The sequence below is a fragment of the Pseudomonas sp. P867 genome, from assembly GCF_019891455.1.
GTDB classification, from domain to species: domain Bacteria; phylum Pseudomonadota; class Gammaproteobacteria; order Pseudomonadales; family Pseudomonadaceae; genus Aquipseudomonas; species Aquipseudomonas synxantha_A.
Genome location: NZ_JAFLXB010000001.1, coordinates 434995 through 458880, shown reverse-complemented (window position 1 = coordinate 458880; position 23886 = coordinate 434995). Strand labels below are relative to the sequence as shown.

Below are 23886 nucleotides of genomic sequence, written 5' to 3'. Positions count from 1 at the left end.
CCCCGGCGCAGGCCAGTCTGAGGGCCCGATTGACTACACCCAAAAACCACCATGACCGCGACTGCTTCCTCTGCCCCCGAAGATAAAGGCCAACACTACTCACTCATCCGAGACGCGCTCCCCAACTGGGTCAAAACGCTGTCGACGTCACGCGCCAGCGCCTTGAAGTCCAGCCGCAAAACTATTGCGCCCTGGTATAAAAGTGCCTCGCCCCACCAGCATCAATTATTGAAAACCGCGATTGCCGAACATTGGCAAACCCAAACCCTTGTCGACCAGAAACTCGCCGCGGTCACCGACCTCAAAGGCTTTGCCGAGCCGTTGTTGAAAGCCGCGCTGAAACAGCAATACAACCTCGACGTCGATGTCCGCAGCACTTGCCTGCGGCTCTATGCCCCAGCCAACCAGGCATGGTGGGTCGGAGATTTTAGCGGTGGTGTGCAAAGCCGCACGGTGTCGCTGCTGGACGCGGCACTGCACAACTTTGCCGACAGCGAGGCGTTTACCGCCGATTCGCAATTCATCACCCAGCCCGACGCCCGGGGCCATTTCGATGTCATCCCTCTGAAAGCCCGGCTGTCGATCCAGCAGTTCAAAACGCTGGTTCGCGGCCTGGACATCGGCGCCCAGTACCAACAGCACCTTGAGAACTATCTCGGCCGCACCGCCCCGGTGGTCGAAGGCGTGCTGCGAGCCCGGGTGATGCTCAATCAGCAGGCCGCCCTCAAGGTGGCTGCGCGCATGGCATTAATCAGGGGCGATATCCAGGCGTTGGATCATGCGTTGATCACAGGCTTGGTCAGGGGCCAGCAAAACCTCACGCTCGACGGCAAGGCCGCGCACTGTCATGACCTGAGCCTGATGGATGCCACCTTGACCGGCGTGGTACTGATTGCCGCCGACCTGGAAGTCAGTCGCCAGGCATCGCCCGTGATCGCCTATATCCCGAATGACCCGCAGCACCCACTCAAACGCTATGCCTCGACGGTGGAGTTCATGCAGGCACTGACCGGGCAACTGCGGCAAACCGACTACCAGCAATTCTTCAGCCGGTTTGTCGAGCATCAGTACCAGGGGCATTTTTTCAACCAGTTGGGCACGCGTTTGAGCCAGGTGAAATGGCATCAATACGCGCCCGGCGATCCACAGCCGACCTGGCGTGAAACACCCCGCGACAACCCCAACCTGCAGTTCAGCGTGACGCGTGTACGCACGCCACTGTGGGAGCACCTGTATCAGCAAAGTCTCAATAAAATCCTCAACGATGCCCGTGAACTGGCGATCGCAACCGCCTACGCCGACCGCATGGCACGTTGGGCCTGGTGGGACAATCTAGAAAAAGTCCTCTCGGACATTCTCAACGCGGCGCTATTAGTGGTGACCCCCTTCATTCCGTTTTTGGGCGAATTGATGCTGGCCTATACCGCTTACCAACTCGCCGACGAGGTGTTCGAAGGATTGTTGGATTGGGCCGAAGGCCAGGGCATAGAGGCCATTGAACATGTGGCAGGGGTGACGGAGAACGTGGTGCAACTGATCGCGTTCGGCGCCGCCGGGCAACTGGCCCATCTTAAGCTGTCCCCCTTTGTCGAGGGTTTGAAGCCTGTGATGCTGGCTGACGGCAAAACCCGTTTATGGCATGCGGACTTGAGCCCCTATGAACAAAAAGCCGTAACCCTGGCCCCCGGTTCGAAACCCGATGCCCATGGGTTTCACTCGCACGCAGGCAAAAAAATCCTGCGCCTGGAGAACAAGCACTACGAGGTCAGCCAGGAACCCGACACCGGCCGGCACCGGATCATCCACCCACAACGCCCGCACGCCTATCGTCCCGAGGTGGTGCTTAACGGTCAGGGGGCCGTGGTGCTGGAGGGCGAAGAACCCAGGGCCTGGGACGACTCACAACTGCTCCAGCGCCTGAGCCCCATCACCGCCACCTGGCCACCTGCACGCCTGCAACAGTTATACGATATCAGTGGCACCGAACCCGGCGCGTTGAGGCATATGTACGCCGAAAACCAGGCCCCGCCGCCGCTATTGACCGATACCCTGAATCGCTTGGAACTGCGGCAGCAGATCGACGCTCTCAGCGAACCCTCCGCCGACAACGGTGAAGCCGCCTATTGGTCCGCCGACATGGTAACGCGAATGCCTGGCTGGCCGGCCGATAAAGCCGTCGCGGTGTTCGAAGCCGCCGACCTGAGCGGCGAGCCGATGCACCATGGCGCAATGCAGGCAACTCAGGAGTCGACGCTGGCCATCAGCCGTGAAGCGTTATTGGCAGGCCGGCTAATCCCACGAGTCGTAGACTTTCTGGACACAACCGAGCTTACCGCTCTACTCGACAAGCCCTTGCCCGCCGACAATGACGCGCGGGTGCAAATCCTGCGTGAACAGCTGAGCCGCTACATCACCACACGCAAGGAGGACATCTTCGAGCACCTGTACGGTTTCAAACGCCAGTCAAAAAGCGCCCACGGGTTACTGCTGCAACGCCAGTTCCCCGAGCTGCCCGACACCCTGGCCCAAGTGATACTGAACCAGGCCCGCCCGGCGGAAGTGCAGTTGATGAATGACGAGAAGCGTTTGCCGCTACGGCTCAAGCATCAGGCCCGGGAATTACAGTTCGAAGCGCGAACCACCCACGCCTACGAAGGTTTCTACCCGGGCAACGCGCCCACACCCGATACCGAACGGCTGCTGCTCAACGCGCTGAGAATCCACAGTGACGCGTTCGCCAACCTGCGCCTGAGCATCCGCGAGCAAGTGCCGAACGGGCAACTGCGTTGCCATGTCGGTCCGGACGAGGCAGCGACCGAGACGCTGCTGGTACGCACAGCACCAGGGCGATATGCAGTTCACAAAGCCGGCGTCGAGAATACCTGGGACCTGTATGAAGCCGTGCTGCAAGCCGTCCCCCCTGGCACCCTGGGTTTTGCGCCGGGTGATGGCGAGGCGTTGCGCCAGTGGCTCACACGCACCTTGCAACCACCCGCCGAACGCCGCACCGTGTTGGCCGAACCGCCGGTCTTCACAGTCGCCCCCCTGGAGACCCAACATCTGCTGCAAAAGCCAATGTTCAGCGCCCTGCGCCGTAGGCTGGGGCGCGCCAGCGTAGACGAGCGCCTCAAGTCGCTTTATCCGACGCTTTGCGAAGAAGATGTAGCGGCCTACGCCCTGTCGCTGGACTCGGCCGAGGGACAGCGTCTACTCACGGAGCTTGAAACCCAGAAAAAAGACCTGCTCCGCGCCCTCAAAAATTGGCAGGACCTACCGGCTGCCGGCACCCAAAGACGTCGCGCAACACTCCCGGAGCAGTTGTTCAGGAAGCGAGTGACTGCGCTCATACAAAGCAGTTGGGAGCAATCGTCCAAGGGCTACGAAACGGATTTCGGCGAGCGTCGAGTGGGTAGCGAACTGGACCTGCGTGGAGAAACCATCTACGGGTTTCTACAAAACTTCCCTCGATTGGACACCGCGTTGAACCACATCACCAACCTGAACCTGGCAGGCACCGACTTCACTGACGCCGACAGCCCGTTCCTGCACAATTTCCCTAACCTGCGTATGCTGGATATCACCGGCAAGCACCTGAAGACTTTTCCATCGGCCCTCAGCGGTATGCGTCGACTCACCCATCTGGGCCTGTCCGAAAACCCGATTCGCTGGCGTGCGCAGAACCTGGAACACCTCAGGCAATTGCACCACCTGAGGGTATTGATCCTCTCGCACAATGAACACCTGGTCACACCGGCGGACATTAGCCGCATGCCGGAGCTGCGCATACTGGCGCTCAACAACACACAAATCCGCGATTGGCCCATAGGGCTGTTCGAGCTGCCGCGCTCGCCCGACTTCAACCTGAATTTGTTGAATACGCCGATCACCCAAGTACCGATCGTCGAACCCGGCTCGGTGCAAGCCGAACTGGTGACACGCGCACGCCTGGACAACAACAAGCTGGAGCGCGACGCCGAGGATCGACTGGTCAGTTACCGGCGCGCCGCGGGTCTGGATCCTTATCGCACCTATCCCCCCCGAGGCGAGCTGGACAGTCAATTCTGGCTCGAACACCTGACACCCGAAATACGCCAGGGATGGCAGGAAATCTGGGACGATCTCGAACGGGAACATGGCTCACAGGGTTTTTTTGAAGTCATCAGAAGCCAGCGACAACCCACCCCCGACATCGTCCACGACCCAGCCGACCTTCTGCGCTACAACCAAAACCTCAGACAATTGCGCACCAATGTCTTGCGTCTGCTAAGGGCCGCCGACAGCGACGAACAAACCCGCACGGCGCTGTTCAACCTGAGCGCCATGCCGACCCACTGCGCCGATGCGGGCGCCCAGCTGTTCAACGCCATGGGTATCGAAGCCATGAAGCTGGAGGCATGGCGCGAGCCTACCCCTCAAGCCCGGACCGGTGCGCTGGTAAGGCTGGCCAAGCAAAAGGCCCGGCTGGACAAGGTCAACCAGATCGCCAGGAAAGACATCCAGACTCGCCTCAACACCCCCACACTCAATGAGGATGGCAGCGAAGGCCCCTCTTTGCGGCTGACCACCGATGTCGTCGACGGTGTTCCGGGCACTCTGGATGAAGTCGAAGTGTACAGCGCCTACCAGACCGGACTGAAGGAACGCCTGGATCTGCCTTGGTTGGCGGACCACATGCTGTACCGCGATGCCGGCAATGTCGCAGACTGGCAGCTGGCCAATGCTTACGACAAGGTCATCGAGGAGGAGCAAGGCGACGGGCTGGTGAACCAGATGCTTGAGCAGTATTTCTGGAGCGACTACTTGCTCAATACCCGTCCCGAGGCGTTCCGACAGATCAAATGCCAGCATGAACAGGCCAGCGAAAGCATCGACGACTTGCGCCTGGCTCAAAACGCTTGGGCCGCCCATGAACAACTGCCACCGGAGCGCAAGAGTTCGACCACCAGTACCCAACTCCGGCAGCGTCTGCTCGACCTGGCAGACGCGCTGAATGTCCCCCATGAGCAAGTCCTGACCGGCGAGCCTATGACGGAAGAACGGTACTTGAGCCTGTTTTTCAAGAGTTTCTACGACGAACAGGAACTGGGCCGCCGCTTGACCCGCGAGGCCATGGTTGCCGCCGGTTTTTAACCCTCACTCCCATTGCACAATGGCTCATCCTTCAGCATGAGCGTTGAGGGGCATATCGGTCCTCCATCGCAACCCGGCACCACCGACCTCAGACGGTGCGTCAGCAGCAAGGACGATGTAGTGGTTATGTAGGCCTGCCCTCCTCGTGAGGGTGATTAGTGTAGATCGGGTTGATCATCCGACTGTTCACTTAAAGGCATCAAAACCATGTTACTCGAACGCCCCTACCTACACGCTGCGAGCCACGCCAGCCAGGGTATTCATTTTGACTTTATCCAGCGTGCAATTCCGGATTGGCTCCGCACTGCCACGCTGACACGCGTTCGCGCAGTGCGGGGCGCCAGCCCTTATGTCTATACCCGCCTCAAGGCTGTGGACGCGCCTGCAGACCCTGCCCCCAGAGAAGCGATGGCCGAACATTGGGCAGCCAGGAACGCCTTGGATGAACAACTCAAATACATGAAGGACGTGTATTCATTCGCCGAGCGCCTGCTCAAAAAAGCCTTACGGGAATACGGCAACATTGATGTGAGAAACACCTTTATCCGTCTTTATGCCCCCGCCAAGAAAAGCTGGTGGGTCATTGGGGTGCACAAAGGTGTGACCAGCCGAACCGTGTCGTTGCTGGATGCCGCACTGCATAACTTTTGCGCCAGTGAGCAGTTTGCCGACTATGCGTTCTTGTCCCGCGTCGACGCTCGTGGCCAGCAAAACATCCTGACGCTGACCTCCGGCACCAGTGGTCAACCCTTGACGGCACTGGGTTTCAAAAACCTGTGCCGCTCGCTCGATATCGGCCGGCAATACCAGACACGGTTATTGAGTACCCTGGGCTTCAGCAATCCGGTCCAGGCCGATTCCTTACGGCTCAAAGTGATTGCCTGCGACAAAGCCTCGCTTAAAAATGCAGCCTGCATCGCCTTTGCACAGCAGCACATCAAAGCCGATGCGAGGCGTTTGCTCTTTGATATCGTCGAAGGCAAGCCCACCCCATCCCTGGGTGGCATACCGGTGGATTACTACAACCTGAGCCTGCTGGATGCCCGGTTGAGCGGTGTCCTATTGATTGCTGCGCCCCAAGGCCGCGACAAACACATCGAACGCTTGATTGCCTATATCCCCGAGGACCCCGAGCATCCGTTGAAGGAATACGCCTCGCCGGTCGCGTTCATGAACGAGTTGACGCGCCAATTGCGCGACAACCCCTCGCCCCTCGATGCAACAGGCCAAACGCCGAACAAGGCGACCTACCGCCAGTTCTTCAGTCAATTTATCGACCACAAACAACGCGGACATTTTTTCGCTGAATTGCAAAGCCGCCTGTACAAAGTGCAGTGGCACCAAAAGGCACGCACCGACAACGGCCCCAGCTGGCAAACCCTTAAGGTCGACACGCCGCAGTTGCACTTCAGCGTGCAAAACATCTTTGACGATTACCAGAACCGCCCGCCCTCAGGCCGCTCCGAGCCCGATACGCTGTGGCATTACCTGTACCGGGTCAAACTCAACAAGATCGTCAACGATACCCGGGAAATTGCCATCACCACCGCCTATGCAGACCTGATGGCACGCTGGGCCTGGTGGGACAACCTGAGCAAGATCCTGTCGGACATCTTTAATGCCGCGCTACTGGTGGTCACCCCATTCGTGCCATTCCTGGGGGAGCTGATGCTCGCCTACACCGCCTACCAGGTGGCCAACGATGTGTTCGAAGGCATCGTTGACTGGGCACAGGGCAAAGGGCTGGAAGCCATCGGTCACGTCATGGAGGTAGTGGAGGCGGTGGTGCAGTTGGGGGCTTGGGCGGCGGCAGGAACTGTCGGCCAGACCCTCACCCTCAAGCTATCGCCATTCGTCGAGAGCCTGCGCCCAGTGGAACTTGCCAGCGGCGAACAACGCTTGTGGAACCCGGATATTTCGCCTTACCAGCAGAGCATCAGCCTGCCCAAAGGCATTGAGCCAGACGCACAAGGCCTGTATCAGCATGCTCAAAAACACTGGCTGGTACATGCTGACAAACACTATCAGGTCAAGCCGGATCCGCACCTGACCCACCACCGGATCGTGCACCCCAACCGGCCGCAAGCCTACCGACCGAAAGTACGCTTCAATGGCAACGGTGCCTGGGTGCATGAAGGCGAACAACCGCGCAGCTGGGACGAGCACACGCTGATGCGCCGTATCAGCTCCGCCACCCATACGCTCACCACCGAACAGCTCGAACAGATCCGCATCATCAGTGGCAGCGAGCCCGACCATCTACGCTATATGTATGTGCACAACCAACCGTCTCCGCCGTTGCTGGTCGATACCCTCGAACGCTTTCGCGCCGGCCGATTTGCCGAAGAATCGGCCGGCAGGATACGCACAGGTCAGGTACTTGAGCCGTATTCCTACTGGTTCGAACAGGCCGTCACAGAACTCCCCGGCTGGCCGCCAAGCAAAGCCCTGGAGGTGTTTCACAACAGCGACCTGAGCGGCGACTCGCGCAAGTATGGCGATGCCACCGCCCTGCCGGCCAATACCCTGACCATCAGCCTGGCCGACGTGATGGCGGCCAAACTGCCGGAGCGTGTGCTGGGTTTTCTCGAAGAACAGCAGGTCAATACGCTGCTGGGCGAAACCTTGCCCAAGGCACAACGGGCCCAGGCACTGCGCGACAAATTAGCCAGTTACGTCGATGGCTTTGGCGGCCACATTGCCAGCAGTCACTATCAATTGGGCCAAGCCAGCAGCGATCCGCACATAGCCCTGCTACGCCAGACCTTTCCCGAGCTGCCGCTGAGCAGCGCCAACGCCTTGCTCAAACAGGCATGGCCTGAAGAATTAAAGGCAATGACGGACGAACAGCGCCTGCCCTTGCGCCTCAAGGGCCTGGCTCGAGAACTGTCCTTCGACAACAAGGCCTGCCGTGCAGTCGAAGGGCTTTACCCTCCCCTGCAACCGTCAGCGCAAAGCGAACGGTTGGTACTCAATACCCTGCGCTTGCATAGCGACTCATTCAGCTGCCTGAAAATCGATATACGTGACAACAGCCCCAGTGGGTCCCTGCGCTGTAGTGTCGGTGAACACGATGCACCCCAGGTACGTACCCTGGTGCGTAACGCTCAAGGGGCTTATGAAGTATTCGATGCCGAACCCAAGTCGCTGAATCACACAGCCGATCTGTACGAGTCTGTGCTCTGGACCCTGGCGCAGGTTCCGGAGCGCACCCCGCCCTATGCCGTCGGCGAAGGTGAACGGTTCAGGCAATGGGTGATCGAGCACAATCAGACACCGTCCGAGCGACGCCAGGCGTTGGCCGAACCGCCTGTGAGCAGGCAGCCCGCCCCAGAGGTCGAGGTACTTCTGGGTGGAGGCGCATCGTGCAAAATGAGCCGCACCGACAGCTACGACATGCAACCAAAAACCATTGAGGAGCGCATCAAACAGCTACTTCCCGCCATGAGCAGAGAGGGTATTCGCCGCTTATCAAACACGCTGGGAACAATTGAAGGCGAGCAAACGCTGACGCAAATGGAGGCACAAAAACAACAGTTATTCCATCAGCTCGATACCTACATCAAAGGCCCGACCCGCTGGGAAGGCACGCCATTGGAGTCAGAAGCACGCAAGCGTCGGGCCGTAGTAGCAATCCGTCTTTACGACGGCTGGAGCAATGGCCTGACTGTTCACCTGGACGAGAGTTTCGAACACCGAGGTGGCATCGCCCTCGATTTATTCAACACCAACATGCCCGATGAGCTACCTACCCTTAGCGTGCCGCTGAACCACATCAGCGACGTGGACCTGCGCGGTTGCGATTTTGCAGACAGTCACGCCGCCTTCCTGAACAACTTCCCTCATCTGCGCGACCTCGACCTGAGCCATAACCGCATCACCCAGTTACCCGAGACTCTCGGCAACCTCAAACGCCTGCGGCGATTGCACTTGGAAAAAAATGCTCTGGTGCTGGATGACTCGGCCATTGCCACGCTCAAACGCCTCAAGCGCCTCAAACAACTTGAGATGGCCGGCAACCCATTGGGGCAACCGCCGGATATCAGCCAGATGCCAAACTTGACCTTGCTGAACCTGCGCGACACACACATCAAGGATTGGCCTGCCGGGCTGGTGGGCCAATCCCGGCCACGGGGGTTCCAATTGGACCTGAGCGAGAACCCGATCACCCAGTTACCCCATGTGGCGCCAGGCTCGGATGATGCCGACATCATTGCTCGTACACGCCTGGACCAGGACAAGCTCACCTCGGACTTTCAAGACTTGCTCGCCGAATACCGCGAGTCCGTGGGGTTGGACCCGCTGCGCTTCTACGCCCCCAAAGGCGAGAGCACGCCCTGGCTCACCTACATCAAGCCTGAAGAGGTTGAACGCCACCGGCAACTCTGGGATGAGATTGAAAAAGAGCCGGGCTCCCAGGGCTTGTTTGAAGTGATCAAGTCCCTTGAGGAGCCGGATGCGTTTCAAGCCGAGGAGGACCGCTTGGCCTACCAGAGCAATCACCCTGAACTGAGCCAGAGAGTCTGGCGCCTGCTCAGAGCAGTGGAAGCCGACAGCGAATTGCGCGACCGCGTGTTCAAGGATACCCGCTACCCTGGATTGTGCCCCGATGCGGGCGCGCTGATCTTTCAGAAACTGGGCATCGAAGTACTCGCCAGCGAAGCCTATCGGACCAGCACATCGCCACAGGAACTGGAGGCCAGGCTGGTGGTACTGGCCCGTGGAGCCGCGCGCGATGCTTACATGGGCAAGGCCATTGGTGAAGATATCGCCCAGCGCCTCAAACCCAAAGAACAGGGGGGGAAGGGGCAGCGGCTATGGTCGCAGGTCGTCGACGGCGAGCATGGAGAGGTCGATGAGGCCGGCATTCATCTGGCCTATCGCAGCACACTGGCAGACCGACTGGACCTACCGTGGTTATCTACCCATATGACCTATCGTACCCTGGCTGACGTGACACACGAACAGATCGAGAAAGTTGCCAACGCAGTCGCCAGGCTTGAAGAAGGTGACGGGCTGGTGAATCAGATGCTGCTGGACAACGGCTGGGAGCGTTACCTTGAGCAGCACAACCCCACCGCCAAATGGAACAATGACACCGCCTTCGACCTGAAATATGCTCAACTCGACGAACTGCAAGCGCTGCAACAGCAATACGCAGACTCGCAAGACCTGCCCGAGGCCGATCAGGAACCCCGGCGGGAAAAACTGCGCAGCTTGGCACAGGCGCTGGAGCTGGACGAAAGCAGCGTGTTATCCGGTGATCCCATGAGCTCAACCCTGTTCGATACGACACTCAACGAGTTGGGCTACCGTCACACACAGTGGCTGCGGGACCTGACCCGCGAGGCCTTGAACCGCGCGGGGACCCGCAGGAACCGGACTTGATCAAGGCGCCGGAAAATCAAACAACAGGTGCACCGTGCCGTAATACTCGCCGCCCTTGTAACCGTCCGCCGGTTCGATGGCGGCAATTTCCAGCTCGGCGCGGCGGCCGGCACGTGCCTCGTCGGCGCTGAGGACCAGGGTCGAATCCAGCGTCAGCGGCACCCGGTTGAACAACACCTGCAGTTCGATACGGTTGCGGCCACTCAACAGGTAAGGCGTATCCCCCAGGCGCGCGGCCACCCCGCCATTGATGTTCTTCACGTCGAAGTTCTTGCGCAGGCGTCCCAGCCGGGCAGTCGCCAGGTCCCAGGCCAGCACCTGGTCCTGCCCCATCCAGTCGGGCTCGGAGGGCAGCACATAGGCTTCATGGATCGGGATGGTCACCGACACATCAAACGTGTGGCGCTCCTGGAACGCCAGCGCCCGTTCGCCCATCAGCACAGGCGCCATCAGTACCGCCAGTACCGTTAGTTGCTTGAACATAGTCATCACCCGTTACTGCTGACCGACATCGGTTTTTTGTTGCGGCCTTCGATCATCTGGAAGTTGAACTGGCGCTCCGGCTTTTTCTCGAGCACCAACTGGCGACCGGGCAGGATGTGGTGCTTGGTGGTGGCCTCACAGTCGGTCTTTTTCGCCACCGAACAATCGCGGAACTCATCGAGCACCACCACGCTGTTGCCCGCATTACGCAGGGTGTACTGGCTGCTGGTCTCGCTGATTTGCGTATCGAAACGGGTGTCCTTGGGCCTGACGAAAAACACCGTGCCGTAGCCCGCCATGACATTGACCCCGGCCGCCAGCGCGTCTTTGTACTCGGCACGCTCTTGATCGGTCACGGCAAAGTCATCTTCCTTTTCCGGTACCACCGGGATGAAGCGCACACGAAAGTAACGTTCGGTGTCGCGTTCGCCCATGTACAGCAACCGTGTGCCCTGACGCCCACCGGCCGGTACGATCAGGCGCGCCGGGCTGGCCATCAGGCCGTCGCGATTGGTGGTGCTGCCTTTGGCGTCGGTCATCGACGCGACGGGCACTTCCCGGGACGTGCCGTCGGCGTTGTAGACGATCTCCAGCACATTGACCTTGATAAACGCGGTACTGGTGCCGCCGTTGTAGACCCGCTTGAGGTAAGAGCTGCGGTCGCCGTCCAGATAGTCATAGACCACCCCAACGTTGATCGCCGGCCCCGCATAAGCGCCCAACGACATCAGGAACAGCCCCACCGCTAACACTGCATGTTTCATGTTTGATTACGCCTTATAGATTGAACCCAGCCAACGGCTGATATACGGCCAGTGCCCACTCAGACTTCTGAATCCCAGATCACCGTGACCACGCCCGAATAGGTGCTGCCCGGATGCTCGAGCATGTCTTTGACGTCGCCGCTTTCGACTTCAAAGTGCAGTTTTCCGGAGCGGTTGTTCACATAAAATACCGGCTGGAACAGCTCGGTGCCCACGCCATCCAGGCGCAGGGGCAGCTTGTTGACGGCTTGCCCGGCCTGGTCCTGCATGCCAAATGGCAGGCTGACAGCCACCTGCAACGGCACCTGGTCCCCCGCGCCGTTGCGCAAGCCACAGGTGTTGCCCACCGCAAGGCTGCATTCGAGCTGCATCTTGAAACGCCCACTGGCGGAAATGACGAAGGTCTGGTCACGGAACAACCGCGCTGGCTGGCGCCCACGGTTGAGCCAGGCTTGCCAACCGCCTTCGGGTAGCAACTCGATACGGTTGCCGCCCGGCGGGAGATCAACCTTGAGCTCGTGCTCCACCGACAATTGAAAATTGAAAGTCAGGGCGCTTTCAGTCGACGCCATCACGTCACCGAAATCAAAATCCCCGCCCGGCCCGATGCTGTAAGTCAGGGAGCCCCGGTATTCGCCGCTGGCCATGCCTAGCGGGTTAGGGGTTTTGAGTTCGTAGCCGTACTCCAAGTGGTTGTAGGCCAAGCGCGGAAAAGTGGTGCCCGGGTTTACCGTACAAGCCCCCACGCCCTCCGGGACGATCCAGAAAAACAGTGCGAAATTGGCGGATGCCGCCAAGTAGTTAACCCCCTGGCAGGGAGGCGCACCGTACGTCCATAGGTAGCTCCAACCGGTCCCTCCATTGGCCCACCCGCTGACGCCAGGAGGACGCGGCACATCCCAACGTGTACCAATACCCGCAATGCGCATTTGAACGGTTTCAACCTCACCCGTCCCGACATGGGTCACCTGCACATCACGCCAAGATGAAGGCACTTTGAAATAGGCGCCTTTTCGCGGATCTTCATGGTTGGCTTCGATCGGCTCTACCGAGTTGGCCCTGAATGCCGGATCACGAATACTGAAGGTATTCAGCGCCTCACACCTGGCTGGTACGTGCCACGCACACACGCCACTGTGGGGCGTGGTGTTCTGAAACTTGTTGACCATCGGGTTCGACGGGTCAGGACGAAACACCGCCGTGATGTTTTGCACCAGCGCATGCGCAGGCAGGCTCATACTGACCAGCGCGAGCGCGAACGCACACTGCTTCAAGCCTGTTCTTGTTGCGTTTTTCACGTTCATAAAAATCCAGTCCATGCCATCAACCAGCGGTTTCGGCGTTGTGGGTCGCTTCTGCGAGCGTGTCCTTGGTGCAGCGCAAATCGCCGATCATCAACACGTCACTTTCATTCGGTGCGTTAGCAGGATCCAGGCGGAACTGACAGAGCAACTGGTTTTGGTAGCGCACTTGCAAGGTGGGTGCGCTGGAACTCATTTCCATCGAGAAGAACCCGTCCACTTCGCTGACTCCACGGCTGGCATGGTTGATCACGTGATGGCCCTTGAGCGGTGCACCACGTTCATCCAACAAGCGGCCGAGCACGGTGACGGTTTTCATCACGGTGATTTTCCGGTAGTCCACGCCGCCTTTGTTCAGGTGATAGCTGGCGCGGGTCGGCTGGATATTGGCGGCGGGCGGGTGATTGCCTTCAAAATCGAAGCTCACGCTGCTGCTCTTGTAGGCCGAGACCGGCACGTAGTTGCGCCCGGGCCGCAAGATGGCGCCGCCACCGCCCAGGTCGTCGGCGCGCAGAGCGATTTCATCGAGGTCGGTTTCCACGTCGATGATCATCCCGGCACCGTTACCCTGGTATTGGCTGCTCAGCAGCATCTTGCCGGCACCGGCGACAAAGGTGCTGTTGAGGTTCAAACCACCACTCAGGTCGCCATTGAAGGAGCTGCGCTGCACAAAGCCGTCGCCACTGAACGCGTCTGTATTGAAGCTGGCCATGCCCGACAGGCCGACACCATAGGTATCGGTGATCGCTGTCGCCGAGACGCTTTGCAGCGCGTGGTCGGTGAGGTCCTGGCGCAGGGTCACCGAAGCGTTATTGTCGCGCCCGCCATCACGGGCGGTACGGGTGCCGATGCTGCCGGAAATCTGCCGGCCATCGCGGCCCAGGTTCATGCTGACGCTCACGTCCACGCCGCGATTGCGCGCATCGTTGGTGCCAGCGCTACCGGGCCGATCGAACACCGAGAAGCGCCAGTTGGCATCGCTGCCGAACAGGTTGTCGTGGCGGCTCCAGCCCAGGTCCAACCCCGCGCCCTCGATATTGCCCTCACTGTGGGACAGGCGCATGTTCAGGGTGTTTTTCGCGTCGAGGCGGTGGTTGACCGACAACGCGGTGTTGCTGGCCTCACCCACGAAGGTATTGCGGCGCAGACGCGTACCGTCCGGCAGTGTTTCGTAGGTGTCACGCGTGTCTAGCCAGCTGCGGTTATGGCTGAACACCAGGTTGGTTGAGCCCAAGGTGTAGAGCCCTTGCAGGTCCATGCCGGTGCCATGTTCCTGGGTCTGGTACAGGTTGGCATAGACGCTGGTGTTGTTGGCCACAGTCCAGTCCATCGACCCGCCGTACTGGAGTTGCTCGCGCACCTGGCGGGCCGACAGGCCAAGGATCACGCGCGGGTGTACCAGATAGTTGAGCGACGCACCGGCCGTCATTGCACCCGAAGCCTGTTCGTCCCAGTTGCTGAACAACTTGGTCTCGCGCCCGGCGAACAGGTTGTAGCGCCAGCGGTCTTCGGCGTTGCGCCAGTTACTGGGCTTGTACACCAGCTCCTGGGTGGTGCTGGTGGTGAGGCCGTCTTCCACCAGGCGCACTTCCACTTCATAGATGCCGCCGGGCAGTGGCCGTGTATCGAGGGTTTGCAGGCCTGCCGCTACCGCCTGGGTATTGATCAGCAAGCCGTTGCGGTAGATCTCCACCGCCGCTTGGCGGTTGGCGGTAACGTAGATCGGGTACACGCTGGGCTTGGTGTTGTTGATGGCCAGGCTGTCGGAGCTGCCATACATCAGGCCCAGCGCCGTGTCGGGGCTGGCGCCGAAGCTGCGCAGTTGACGGGTCAGGCCGTCGGAATTGGGGGTGAAGTGACCCAGGCGGAAAAACTGCCCTTCGAGTTCGCGCTGGGTGTACAGCTCGTGAATCGCGTGGCGCATGGGTTCGTTGTCGCCACTCTGACGCGCCAGTTGCAGGTTGAATACCTGGCTCCAGTTACCCACGCTGGAACTGGCTTGCAAGCCATAGCGACCGCCCAGGCTGTCTTCCTGGCTGCCGTTGAGGTTGAGCTGGTTGTTAATGATCAGCCCCAGGCTGCCGCCTTCGGGCTGGTCATAGAAACGCGGAATGTCGTCACTGCGTTCGACGTCCTGGGTCAGGATCGACAACTGGGAGTTTTCCAGGTTGTAGAACGCCGAGATCATTTTTTCCGGGCAGGCCTGGGTGCAGGCGCCCAGGGCCACGCCTTTTTCCAACACGGCTTGCCAGGTATCACGGGTAGCGGCCGGGACTTTGCTGTCGCCGGTGTCGGTAAATTCGAGCAAGGTCACGCGATCATCCCGTGACAGCACAATCAGAGCCTCGCCCAGCGGTTGCTGGTCAAGGTCCACACGCACCGCCAACGGCACGTCGAAAAAGTGATCACTGAAACCTGCGGGCAGGCCTTGGGCCTGGGTAATCAAGCTGCCAGGGGTTGCAGCGCCGGAGGCAGCGGGTGCAGCCAGCGCACTCGTACACATCAACAGCGCAAGCGCAACCGCGATAGGCGTCATCGGAAACATGGACGGATACCCTGAATGCCAAGAGATAAAAAAACCAGGTCGGCGGACAGAGAAGGGAATCAGCCGACCTGCAAGTGAATGCCCGTGATTAACAGGCACTCATTGGCATCACAGGGCTGGCAGTACGGCGTCGAATACCACCGGAATGGTGGTGGTGTAGGCACCGCGCTGAGTCGCCGTAGGCTTGGCGGCAGCGATGCGCATTTCCGCACCCACGCCTGGGGTGGAGTCGGCTTCGTTGACCACTTCCTGTGGCGTGCCGGTGAGGGTCACCCCGTTGAGGGTGGTGGTAACCGGGATGTTCTGCGCGGCATCACCGTTGAACAGCACCGCCGGGCCACCTTCGATGTAGGCGGCAACCGAACCGTTGGTGTTCTTGATGTCGTAGATGGCGCTCAGGGGAGCCAATTCACCGCTGACCAGGTTGTAGGTCATGGTCTCGTCACGGCCCCAGTTCGGATCACGCGGCTGGGCGTGGAACACGGTGGTCGGGATGTTTGCCTTGAGGTTGACGGTGTGGCTGGCTTCACCGGCAGCGATAGCGGTTACCGAGGAAGATAGCGCCAGAACAGCCAGGGGAACAGCAACAGCAAACTTCTTGAACATGGTCAATACCTGTAGTTGACAACATTGATTGGTTCATTGCCAAGGAGATCCCCAACAACGAATTACATTGCCGATTAGTTGGAACAAGCAATGCCAAACAATGATCAATCGAAACTATAGGCAGGTATGCAGGCGCATTCCAAAATGAGCGTAGCCCTTGTAAACAGCGGTTGAGCGAAAAAGATGGCATTTCGCCAAAACTTTAAAATTATCCGTAGGAAACAGGCTACACACTTAAAAACACGATAAAGAAGTTACTGTAAGACACAGACCACACCAACTCAAAAGCACCTCCACAACCACGGGCCAGATAAGAATTCGAGTCATGACTCTAATTAAAGTTATAACTCTATAAATAGAAAAGATCCAATCGGACTTGTTTCACTTATGACCGAAACCCGTGCCTACCCCGTTGACCGTTGGTCGCCAAGGACTACCATTTCAGCAAAGATATATCTTAAGTTATATCTAAACCCGTTCAGAGGACTTGCGCATGAAACACGAGCATCGCGGCGAATTTGAAAAACGCGGCGGCCGCGGCCCACGGGTATTCGCCCCCGGCGACCTGAAGCTGCTGCTGTTGTCATTGATCGCCGAGCAACCTTGCCATGGCTACGACCTGATCCGCCGCATCGAGAGCCTGTTCGACGGCGCCTACAGCCCCAGTCCCGGCGTGATCTACCCCACCCTGACCTTTCTTGAAGAGAGCGAGCTGATCAGCGGCGACGCCGATGGTGGAAAAAAACGCTACACAATCACCGACGCCGGTCGTCTCTTCTTAAGCGAACAAGCCGTTGCCCTGGATGGCGTGCGCATGCGCCTGGATGTCAGCAAGCGCTCGCTGCGTGGCCACGACCGCCCACCCCAGATCCATGAGGCGGTGCACAACCTGCGCCACGCCTTGCATTCGCACAACGGGCACTGGAGCCCGGAAGAAATCATTCGTGTCGCGGCGCTGCTCAATCGCACCGCTCAAGCCATTGCCGACGGGACAGACCAATGAACACACAAGCCATTCATCGCGTGACCCACGAAATCAAACGCCGCCGCCTGGAAGTTCTGCGGGTGGTGGACATCACCCCGCGCATGCGCCGCATCACACTGGGCGGGCCTGAGCTGGAGGGCTTTATCAGCCTGGGCAGCGACGATCACATCAAACTGCTGTTCCCGCAGAACGCCGCCGAGCAAGCAGCGCTTGAAAGCCCGACGTTCGCCATCAAGGGCGACGGCCCGCAACCGGCCATGCGCGACTACACGCCACGGCGCTACGACCTGGAAACCGGCGAGCTGGATATCGACTTCGTGCTGCATGGCGATGGCCCTGCGTCCACCTGGGCCGAGCAGGCGCAGGTCGGGCAGCACCTGTATATCGGTGGGCCACGGGGCTCGATGATCGTGCCGGACATTTTCGACAGCTACCTGCTGATCGGCGACGAAACTGCCCTGCCCGCCATTGCGCGGCGTCTGGAGGAGTTGCCCGCTGGGCGCAAGGTGCTTGCGGTGATTGAAATCGCCGATGCGGCGGAGCAACAGACGCTGCAAAGTGCGGCCGATGTGGAGGTGATCTGGGCGCTGCGTGGCCGCGATGACCTGCTTGAGGTGGTGCAAAACCTGACGCTGCCCGACGGCACGCTGTACAGCTTCGTGGCGACCGAAACCAGGTTGTCGCGCCAAGTACGGCGGGTGCTGCTGGACACCCACAAAGTCAATGAGGAATACCTCAAGGCCGTGGGTTACTGGCGCGCCGACGGCAGCCCGCAAGAGTGAGTCAGGGCCGGGGCTTGATGAATTTATCCAGCCCCACCATCACCAACGCTATCGCCACAAACCCCGCCAGAATCCCCCCGGCATTCACAAACACTTGTGGATAACCGAGGCGGTCCACATCGATGAACGGGTACTGATATTGCCCAAGCAAATGCCCACGCATCAGCACATACGCGAAGTACATCAATGGGTAAATCACCCAGGCGCCGATGTGCTTGAGGCGCAAAAAACCCTTGGGCACACAGCGCCACCAATAAATCAGAAACAGCAACGGCATCACGTCGTGCAGCAATTCATCGGCGATAAATTGAAAGCCTTCAGGGCTCCACAAATGCCGCAGCAGCAGGTTGTAGGCCAGGCTTACCACCACAATGCTCACGGCGACTCCACTGCTGATGTGAGGTGCCAGGAAAAACCGTTTGCCGGCTGACTCCCGGTTGACCCAGGCATAGCTCAACACCACCACCACCAGGGTGTTGGTCAACACGGTGAAGAAACTGAAAAAACTCACCAGCCCACCCAGCAGGCTGGCTTCAATGGACCAGCGTGAATAAAGGATCAGGTACTGCTGGATCGCCAACCCCACCCAGCCGGCAAGCGCCGCCGTCGCGACAAAACGCTTCATGGGATCAGTCCAGCGGGCGTTTGGTGCGCATCAGCTTGACGTACAACCCTTCGACTTTTTCCCGCGCCCAAGGCGTCTTGCGCAGGAAGGTCAGGCTCGACTTGATGCTCGGGTCGCTCTTGAAGCAGCGGATATCAATACGTTCGGCCAAGCCGCTCCATTCGTAATGCTCCACCAGGGTGGTGAGCACGTGTTGCAGGGTCACGCCGTGGAGCGGGTCGTTGCTTGTCGCGGTCATGCCGGGCCTTTTGCAAAAAGAGGAAACACAGCCGCGCACCTTAGCCGACGAGGCGTGCAGGTGGAAGCATCGCATTGAATATAGCCCGCCAGGAAAAGTTCCCCTTCCAGACGAAAAAAGAGATGTTATATTGTAACTATATCTATCAGACGTTTTGCCTAGGAATATCCGATGTCCCTGCCTTCTCTCTGGCGCTTGTCCCCTCTCGCCGCCGCCTTGTTGATCAGCTCACAAGCCTATGCCCTGGAACTGCCCCCCCAAGTCGTTACTGGCAACCCGCTGGGTAGCGAACAATTGGCCTCGCCCACCACTGTGCTGGAAGGTGATGAGCTGACCCTGCAACAAAAAGGCAGCCTCGGCGAAACCCTGAACAAGCAGCCCGGGGTGTCATCGTCGTATTTCGGCCCAGGCGCCAGCCGCCCGATCATTCGCGGCCAGGATGGCGACCGTATTCGCATCCTGCGCAACGGCGTGGGGGCGCTGGATGCGTCATCGCTGTCCTATGACCACGCGGTGCCGCTGGACCCGATCAATGTCGACCGTATCGAAATCGTGCGCGGCCCCGCAGCACTGCTGTACGGCGGCAGTGCCATCGGTGGCGTGGTCAACACCTTCGACAACCGCATCCCCACCGAGGCCATCGAAGGCATCCACGGTGCGGGGGAACTGCGCTACGGCGGCGCCGACACCACCCGCAGCAGCGCGGGCAAGCTGGAGGCCGGCAACGGCACATTCGCCTTGCACCTGGACGCCAATGCGCGGGAATTCAACGACCTGAAAATCCCCGGTTATGCGCGCAGCCGCCACGCGCCGGATAGCGAAAACGGCCCCGGCAAAAACGGCCGCCTGGGTAACAGCAACGGGCGTCAGGACGGCGGTGCGGTGGGTGGTTCCTACACCTGGGATGATGGTTACGCGGGCCTGTCCTACAGCAACTACGACAGTAATTATGGCTCCCCCGCCGAGCAGGATGTACGCATCCGCATGAAGCAGGATCATTACGCCTTTGCCTCCGAAATCCGCAACCTGCAGGGCCCGTTTACCTCGGTGAAGATCGACGCGGGCTACACCGAGTATCAGCACCGCGAAATTGAAGGCGGCGAAACCGGCACCACCTTCAAGAACAAAGGCTATGAAGCCCGAGTGGAGGCGCGTCACCAGCCCATCGGCCCGTTCGACGGCGTGGTCGGCGCCCAAGTGACCCGCAATGAATTTTCGGCCCTGGGTGAGGAAGCGTTCGTACCGCAGACCGATACCAACGCTGGCGCCCTGTTTATCCTGGAAGAGATGCAAGCCACCGAGCGCTTGAAACTCAGCCTGGGTGCGCGCCTTGAGCACACCAACGTCGACCCGGATGGCAAGGGCAATGCGCGCTTTGCCACTGCGGATAAATCCAACGACTTCACCGCAGGCAGCCTGTCGTCGGGTGCGGTCTACACGCTTACGCCAATCTGGTCGGTGGCCGCGACGCTGGGCTACACCGAGCGCGCCCCGACCTTCTACGAGCTGTATGCCAACGGTGCCCACGTCGCCACCGGCACCTATGAATTGGGCGACGCCAACCTGTCGAAAGAAAAGGCCGTGTCCAGCGACCTGGCCCTGCGTTTTGACAATGGCACCCATAAGGGCAGCTTTGGCGTGTTCTACAGCCGCTTCTCCAACTACATCGGTTTGCTCGGCACTGGCCGCACTTTGAACGACGAGGGTGAAGAGGATGCTGGTGGTATTCCCGAGTACGGCTACTCCGGCGTACGTGCGCGTTTCGCCGGTTTCGAAGCCCAGGATCACTGGAAGCTCGGCGAAGGCGCCTACGGCAAGTTCGCTCTGGAACTGTCGGGCGACTACACCCGCGCCACCAACCTGGACAGCGGCGAAGCCTTGCCGCGCATTGCGCCCCTGCGTTTGAACAGCGGCTTGCTGTGGGAACTGGATCGCTGGCAGGCACGTATCGATGTGGAACATGCTGCGGGCCAAGGGCGCGTGCCGGATAACGAGAGCGGCACCGATGGCTACACCACTTTGGGAGCAAGCGCGGGGTATCGCTTCAACGTCGGTGGCAGCCAGTGGCTGGCGTTCGTCAACGGTGAAAACCTGACCAACCAGACCGTGCGCTACGCCAGCTCGATCCTGCGCGACATCGCACCGGCACCGGGGCGCAGTGTGCAGTTCGGCATCCGCACCACCTTCTGACCAACACCGAAAACCCTTTGTGGGAGCAAGCCCCCTCCCACATTATTAGCCAGCGACTATCTGTCACTGTTACCAAAACTGAAATGATGCATCTTGCGATTCACCCTTTCTCAAAACGCCCCGCCGCATTATCCTTCGCAACAATCTGAAACGCTTCACCTCCCGGTCGCCCCATTTGCCGAATCTCTTCCTGCACAAAGACAGCGCTGTCTTGAATCGACCAGCGCCGGGGGGTTTATTGCCCGCCTGTGGATAACCGAGTTATCCACAGAAAAAACCAAAAATAACGATGAACCAAGCCCGAGCCGAATCGTCATCTACAGTGAGTGAAGCACGGGGTTACATAATTCCAACGTAACGGAGAAACACACTATGAGCACTGATGGTGCCTCAAGCCCAAGCCGCCTGTTGCCCAGGCTGCTGGGGGTCTTGCTGCTGATCATGGGGCTGGCCTTGCTGGCCGGCGGCGTCAAGCTGAGTATGCTCGGCGGGTCGCTGTACTACCTGCTGGCCGGTATCGGCATTGCCCTGACCGGCGTGTTGCTGCTGGCTACCCGCCGCGCTGCGCTGGGCCTGTATGCACTGGTGTTATTCGCCAGCACCGTGTGGGCCCTGTGGGAAGTGGGCCTGGACTGGTGGCAGCTGGTGCCGCGCCTGGCCCTGCTGTTCGCCCTGGGCATCGTCATGCTGCTGCCGTGGTTTCGCCGGCCATTGCTGCGTGGCCAAGCCGCGCCGTTGGGCACTGGCGCGCTGAGCGTGGCCGTGGTGCTGGCGGGCGCAACCGCCCTGGCCAGCCAGTTCACCAACCCAGGTGAAATGGTCAAGACCGGCCAACTGGACCGCGATGCGGTACCCGGCATGGCCAGCGCCGCACCCTCCCAAGCCGATGGCGACTGGAACTCCTATGGCCGTTCGGCCTTCGGTGACCGTTACTCGCCACTGGCACAGATCACTCCGGAAAACGCCCACAAACTGGTGCCGGCGTGGACCTATCGCACCGGCGATATCCCGGGCCCGAACGATCCGGGTGAAACCACCGCGGAAAACACCCCGCTGAAAGTCAACGGCATGCTCTACGTGTGCACGCCGCACAGCCAGGTGATCGCGCTGGACCCGGACACCGGCAAGGAAATCTGGCGCTTCGATCCGAAGATCAGCAGCCAGGGCGCCGAGAACTTCAAGGGTTGGGCGCACATGACCTGCCGTGGCGTGTCGTATCACGATGACGCCGCCTACGCTTCCGAACAGAGCCCGACTGGCAGCGCTAGCCCGGCTGCGGCACCGTCTGCCTGCCCGAAACGCATCTTTGTGCCGACTGCCGACACCCGTCTGATCGCCCTGAACGCCGACACCGGCAAGATGTGCGAAGACTTCGGTGACAAAGGCCAAGTCGACCTGCGCGCCAACATCGGCAGCTTCGCCCCAGGCGGCTACTACTCCACTTCGCCACCGGCCGTGACCAAGAACCTGGTGGTGATCGGCGGTCATGTGACCGATAACGTTTCCATCGACGAGCCTAGCGGTGTGATCCGCGCGTTCGACGTGCACACCGGCAAGCTGGTGTGGAACTGGGACAGCGGCAACCCGGACGACACCACCCCGTTGGCCGAGGGCAAGACCTACACCCGCAACTCCCCGAACATGTGGTCCATGTTCGCCGTGGATGAAAAACTCGGCATGTTGTACCTGCCGATGGGCAACCAGATGCCCGACCAGTACGGCGGCGACCGTACCGATGATTCCGAGAAATACGCAGCGGGCCTGACCGCTCTGGACATCGACACCGGCCACGTGAAGTGGACCTTCCAGTTCACCCACCATGACCTGTGGGACATGGACGTGGGCGGCCAGCCTTCGCTGATCGACATCAAGACTGCTGACGGCGTCAAGCAAGCAGTGATGGCATCGACCAAGCAAGGCAGCATCTACGTGCTGGATCGCAGCAACGGTCAGCCAGTGGTTCCGATCAACGAAATCCCTGTACCGCAAGGCGCAGTGGCTGGTGATCGCACCTCCCCGACCCAACCCAAGTCCGACCTGAACTTCATGCCGCCGCCACTCAAGGAGCGTGACATGTGGGGCGTGACGCCGTTCGACCAACTGATCTGCCGGATCGACTTCAAGTCGATGCGCTACGACGGCCCATTCACCCCGCCGTCGCTGCAAGGCTCGATCGTGTACCCAGGCAACTTCGGCGTGTTCGACTGGGGCGGCATCTCGGTTGACCCGGTGCGTCAGATCGCGTTCGTGAACCCAAGCTACATGGCGTTCAAATCGAAACTGATCCCGGCCGCCGACATCGCCAAGCAAGGCCCGCGCGTCAGCGAAACCGAAGGCGTACAGCCGAACAAAGGCGCACCGTACGGTGTGATCCTTGAGGCACTGCTGTCGCCGATGGGCCTGCCGTGCCAGGCGCCAGCGTGGGGCTACGTGGCAGCGGTCGACCTGACCAACCACCAGACCATCTGGATGCACAAGAACGGCACCGTGCGTGACAGCTCGCCGGTCCCGATCCCGCTGACCATGGGCGTGCCTAGCCTGGGCGGTACGTTCACCACCGCAGGTGGCGTCGCGTTCCTCAGCGGCACCCTGGACCAGTACCTGCGTGCCTATGACGTGAAAAACGGCAAGCAACTGTGGGAAGGCCGCCTGCCAGCAGGCGCGCAAACCACCCCGATGACCTACACCGGCAAGGACGGCAAGCAATACGTGCTGGTCATGGCCGGGGGTCACGGCTCACTGGGCACCAAGCAGGGTGACTATGTGATGGCGTTCAAACTGCCGGATTAAGCAGCACCGGCGATATAAGCAAAGGCGGCTACCTCACAGTAGCCGCCTTTTTTTATATC

General features: G+C 60.0%; 13 protein-coding genes. 6 read left to right on the top strand and 7 right to left on the bottom strand.

Annotated elements, in window-relative coordinates; translation table 11 throughout:
• Nucleotides 1-51 precede the first annotated feature (51 nt).
• Both J1G33_RS02105 and J1G33_RS02100 read left to right on the top strand, forming a co-directional pair.
• Nucleotides 52-5130, top strand: coding sequence for a DUF6543 domain-containing protein (locus J1G33_RS02105; protein WP_223017633.1), 5079 nt, complete (start codon nt 52-54; stop codon nt 5128-5130).
• 207 nt (nt 5131-5337) lie between these two features.
• Nucleotides 5338-10518, top strand: a complete 5181-nt coding sequence (locus J1G33_RS02100) for a DUF6543 domain-containing protein (RefSeq protein ID WP_223017632.1) — start codon at nt 5338-5340, stop codon at nt 10516-10518.
• On the opposite strand, the gene J1G33_RS02095 is transcribed toward J1G33_RS02100, so the two are convergent.
• The 5 genes from J1G33_RS02095 to J1G33_RS02075 all read right to left on the bottom strand — a co-directional run bounded on the left by J1G33_RS02095 (nt 10519) and on the right by J1G33_RS02075 (nt 16217).
• Nucleotides 10519-11001, bottom strand: coding sequence for a CS1 type fimbrial major subunit (locus tag J1G33_RS02095; protein ID WP_032881089.1), 483 nt, complete (start codon nt 10999-11001; stop codon nt 10519-10521). It lies immediately after the preceding gene.
• Nucleotides 11002-11006: 5 nt separating this feature from the next.
• Entirely contained in the window at nt 11007-11765 is a 759-nt protein-coding gene (locus tag J1G33_RS02090) for a pilus assembly protein (RefSeq protein WP_032877587.1), read from the bottom strand.
• Nucleotides 11766-11824: 59 nt separating this feature from the next.
• Complete coding sequence (locus J1G33_RS02085; protein WP_032877589.1) at nt 11825-13069, bottom strand: hypothetical protein; 1245 nt, start codon at nt 13067-13069, stop codon at nt 11825-11827.
• 19 nt (nt 13070-13088) lie between these two features.
• The gene (locus J1G33_RS02080; RefSeq protein WP_032877591.1) at nt 13089-15611 is read right to left on the bottom strand and encodes a CS1-pili formation C-terminal domain-containing protein; all 2523 of its coding nucleotides are present in this window, start codon (nt 15609-15611) and stop codon (nt 13089-13091) included.
• A gap of 108 nt (nt 15612-15719) precedes the next feature.
• Complete coding sequence (locus J1G33_RS02075) at nt 15720-16217, bottom strand: CS1 type fimbrial major subunit (protein ID WP_032877593.1); 498 nt, start codon at nt 16215-16217, stop codon at nt 15720-15722.
• Between the two features lie 493 nt (nt 16218-16710).
• Here J1G33_RS02075 and J1G33_RS02070 point away from each other — a divergent pair, with 493 nt between their 5' ends.
• Complete coding sequence (locus J1G33_RS02070; protein WP_005785185.1) at nt 16711-17220, top strand: PadR family transcriptional regulator; 510 nt, start codon at nt 16711-16713, stop codon at nt 17218-17220.
• A complete protein-coding gene (locus J1G33_RS02065; RefSeq protein ID WP_223017631.1) occupies nt 17217-17984 on the top strand; it encodes a siderophore-interacting protein in 768 nt (255 codons plus the stop codon). Before J1G33_RS02070 ends, J1G33_RS02065 begins: the two co-directional genes overlap by 4 nt.
• 1 nt (nt 17985) lies before the next feature.
• Here J1G33_RS02065 and J1G33_RS02060 read toward each other — a convergent pair whose 3' ends face one another.
• On the bottom strand, nt 17986-18609 hold the full coding sequence (locus J1G33_RS02060) for a Pr6Pr family membrane protein (protein WP_032877598.1): 624 nt from the start codon (nt 18607-18609) through the stop codon (nt 17986-17988).
• Between the two features lie 4 nt (nt 18610-18613).
• On the bottom strand, nt 18614-18847 hold the full coding sequence (locus J1G33_RS02055; protein WP_003188882.1) for a VF530 family protein: 234 nt from the start codon (nt 18845-18847) through the stop codon (nt 18614-18616).
• A 171-nt stretch (nt 18848-19018) separates the two neighbouring features.
• Here J1G33_RS02055 and J1G33_RS02050 point away from each other — a divergent pair, with 171 nt between their 5' ends.
• Nucleotides 19019-21037, top strand: a complete 2019-nt coding sequence (locus tag J1G33_RS02050; protein WP_223017630.1) for a TonB-dependent receptor — start codon at nt 19019-19021, stop codon at nt 21035-21037.
• 372 nt (nt 21038-21409) lie between these two features.
• Complete coding sequence (locus J1G33_RS02045; protein WP_223017629.1) at nt 21410-23827, top strand: glucose/quinate/shikimate family membrane-bound PQQ-dependent dehydrogenase; 2418 nt, start codon at nt 21410-21412, stop codon at nt 23825-23827.
• Nucleotides 23828-23886 lie beyond the last annotated feature (59 nt).

Bases quoted from the DNA above. Each gene is read 5' to 3' on its own strand.
- J1G33_RS02070 (WP_005785185.1), top strand. From the start codon at position 16,711: ATGAAACACGAGCATCGCGGCGAATTTGAAAAACGCGGCGGCCGCGGC.
- J1G33_RS02045 (WP_223017629.1), top strand. From the start codon at position 21,410: ATGAGCACTGATGGTGCCTCAAGCCCAAGCCGCCTGTTGCCCAGGCTG.
- J1G33_RS02085 (WP_032877589.1), bottom strand. From the start codon at position 13,069: ATGAACGTGAAAAACGCAACAAGAACAGGCTTGAAGCAGTGTGCGTTC.
- J1G33_RS02080 (WP_032877591.1), bottom strand. From the start codon at position 15,611: ATGTTTCCGATGACGCCTATCGCGGTTGCGCTTGCGCTGTTGATGTGT.
- J1G33_RS02105 (WP_223017633.1), top strand. From the start codon at position 52: ATGACCGCGACTGCTTCCTCTGCCCCCGAAGATAAAGGCCAACACTAC.
- J1G33_RS02060 (WP_032877598.1), bottom strand. From the start codon at position 18,609: ATGAAGCGTTTTGTCGCGACGGCGGCGCTTGCCGGCTGGGTGGGGTTG.
- J1G33_RS02090 (WP_032877587.1), bottom strand. From the start codon at position 11,765: ATGAAACATGCAGTGTTAGCGGTGGGGCTGTTCCTGATGTCGTTGGGC.
- J1G33_RS02065 (WP_223017631.1), top strand. From the start codon at position 17,217: ATGAACACACAAGCCATTCATCGCGTGACCCACGAAATCAAACGCCGC.
- J1G33_RS02095 (WP_032881089.1), bottom strand. From the start codon at position 11,001: ATGTTCAAGCAACTAACGGTACTGGCGGTACTGATGGCGCCTGTGCTG.
- J1G33_RS02075 (WP_032877593.1), bottom strand. From the start codon at position 16,217: ATGTTCAAGAAGTTTGCTGTTGCTGTTCCCCTGGCTGTTCTGGCGCTA.
- J1G33_RS02055 (WP_003188882.1), bottom strand. From the start codon at position 18,847: ATGACCGCGACAAGCAACGACCCGCTCCACGGCGTGACCCTGCAACAC.
- J1G33_RS02050 (WP_223017630.1), top strand. From the start codon at position 19,019: ATGTCCCTGCCTTCTCTCTGGCGCTTGTCCCCTCTCGCCGCCGCCTTG.
- J1G33_RS02100 (WP_223017632.1), top strand. From the start codon at position 5,338: ATGTTACTCGAACGCCCCTACCTACACGCTGCGAGCCACGCCAGCCAG.